Genomic DNA, 1059 nt, shown 5'->3' with positions numbered 1-1059 from the left:
AAGGAGATCGTTAATGGCGGGTAATCCCGATTTCGACCTGTTCCAGCTCCCTGCGGAGCATCAGGAGTTGCGGGCGGCGATCCGTGGTCTGTCCGAGAAGGAGATCGCGCCGTACGCGAAGGATGTGGACGAGAAGGAGCGGTTCCCTCAGGAGGCGTTGGATGCGCTGGTTGCTTCGGGGTTCAATGCGATCCACGTGCCGGAGGAGTTCGACGGTCAGGGCGCGGATTCGGTGGCCACGTGCATCGTGATCGAGGAGGTGGCGCGGGTGTGCGGTAGTTCCTCGCTGATCCCCGCGGTGAACAAGCTGGGCACGATGGGGTTGATCTTGAGCGGCAGCGACGAGCTCAAGCGGCAGGTGTTGCCGTCGATCGCCGCGGGTGAGGCGATGGCGTCGTACGCGCTCTCGGAGCGGGAGGCGGGTTCGGACGCGGCGTCGATGCGCACGCGTGCCAAGGCCGATGGTGACGACTGGGTTCTGAACGGTGGCAAGTGTTGGATCACCAACGGCGGTGTGTCGACCTGGTACACGGTGATGGCGGTGACCGACCCCGACAAGGGGGCGAACGGTATCTCGGCGTTCATCGTCCACAAGGACGATCCGGGGTTCTCGATCGCCGGGTACGAGCACAAGTTGGGGATCAAGGGTTCGCCGACTGCGGAGCTGGCGTTCGAGAACTGTCGGATTCCGGGGGATCGGATCATCGGCGAGCCGGGCACCGGTTTCAAGACGGCGTTGCAGACCCTCGATCACACGCGTCCGACGATCGGCGCGCAGGCGGTGGGTATCGCGCAGGGTGCTCTGGATGTGGCGATCGACTATGTCAAGGAGCGTAAGCAGTTCGGTAAGCGGATCGCCGATTTCCAGGCGATCCAGTTCATGGTGGCCGATATGGCGATGCGGCTCGAGGCGGCGCGGTTGATGGTGTACACGGCTGCGGCTCGGGCGGAGCGGGGCGAGAAGAATCTGGGGTTCATCAGCTCGGCGTCGAAGTGCTTCGCGTCGGATGTGGCGATGGATGTGACGACCGATGCGGTGCAGTTGCTCGGTGGTGCCGG

The 1059-nt window shown here is 64.1% G+C and carries 1 protein-coding gene; it reads left to right on the top strand.

Features of this window, described 5'->3' with window-relative positions; all coding sequences use genetic code 11:
- Positions 1–13 precede the first annotated feature (13 nt).
- On the top strand, positions 14–1059 hold a 1046-nt coding region (locus ABD908_RS27400), incomplete at its 3' end, for an acyl-CoA dehydrogenase family protein (protein ID WP_345002074.1).

The organism is Tsukamurella soli (genome assembly GCF_039541155.1).
Lineage (GTDB): Bacteria > Actinomycetota > Actinomycetes > Mycobacteriales > Mycobacteriaceae > Tsukamurella > Tsukamurella soli.
This window is presented reverse-complemented; position numbering and strand designations above follow the sequence as displayed.